The 1184-nt window shown below is 55.4% G+C and carries 1 protein-coding gene; it reads left to right on the top strand.

The genetic code is table 11. The features are described 5' to 3' along the window. The first annotated feature begins 210 nt into the window (after positions 1 to 210). Positions 211 to 1173 carry an IS110 family transposase gene (locus ACW9JE_RS30800; RefSeq protein ID WP_457434919.1) on the top strand — a complete coding sequence of 321 codons (963 nt, stop codon included), beginning with the start codon at positions 211 to 213 and terminating at the stop codon, positions 1171 to 1173. The last annotated feature ends 11 nt before the right edge of the window (positions 1174 to 1184 follow it).

The raw sequence follows: 1184 nt of genomic DNA on the forward strand, positions 1-1184 counted from the left end.
GCTCGCTTGTATGTTTAGACTTGAAGGGGTGGGCGGGACTAAAAGCTCGATTCCGACTCTAGCCAGTACGGACCGTGGGAGACTTCTCGTCCCGCCCTTTCTACCCGAAGCGCCGATAAGGAATTCATCGGTAAACCACCGACGATAGAGGCAAGCCAGCGCAAGGGTAAACCCCGACAAGCTCTTAAACCCTAGCTCTGAGGATTCGTCATGACAATCCTTACCTCGCCAACGGTGATCGGCATTGATGTGGCCAAGGCCGAAATCGTCGCTTACCGCGAAGACGAAAAAACCACTGAAGCCGTCAACAACGAGCGGGAGACTCTTGCTCGTTGGCTCAAAGCGCTGCCTGCGCATAGCTCAATTGCTTTGGAAGCCACCAGCATTTACCACTTGGACACGGTTGAACTGGCCCACGAAATGGGGCACCGGGTTTACGTTGTGGATGCTTATCGGCTGAGCCACTACCGCGAAAGCATTGGTCAGCGGGCGAAAACCGACCCTTGTGATGCGCGCCTGCTGGCGCGTTACCTGTCTAGCGAGCAGGAGCGCCTGCGTCTCTGGAGTCCACCTCCGAAAGCCTACAAAGTGCTGAAAAGTCTGCTGCATAGACGCGCAGAGCTCATCAGCGTGCGTGTGGGCATCACGCTGAGCTGGTCGAGCGAACCGCTTCTGAAAGATGAATTGGCCCGGCAGGTGAAGTCCCTCAAACAAGCTGAGCAGACTATTCAGAAATTACTGTGCAAAGTCAGCAAAGAGGCAGGCATCACCGAAAACATCAAGCGCTGCAAAGCCATCGAGGGGATCGGTGAGCTCACAGCTACGGGCTTGGCGACAGCATTCATGCGTGGTCAATTCTCCAGCGGCGACGCATTCATTGCTTTTTTGGGGATGGACTTGCGAGCAAAGGATTCAGGCAAGAAGAACGGGTCTCGCCATCTGTCCAAAAAGGGCGATACGGAGTTGCGGCGCTTGGCTCACAACGCGGCAATGGCGGCTTGTCGGTCTCCCGTCTGGAAACCATTTTACGAGTCCTATCTGGCCAGAGGCCTAGCAAAAACCCAGGCCCTGGTCATCCTCGCCCGCAAGCTGTGCCGGGTTGCATTCGCACTCATGAAAAACCAGAGCGAATACCAGCCGAATTTAAGGCTGCAGGGTTCCCCTGCAACATAGAATCTCCCACA

This window comes from Pseudomonas sp. SDO55104_S430, assembly GCF_054070595.1.

Coding starts and splice junctions, on each gene's coding strand:
- ACW9JE_RS30800 (WP_457434919.1), top strand. CDS start 211: ATGACAATCCTTACCTCGCCAACGGTGATCGGCATTGATGTGGCCAAG.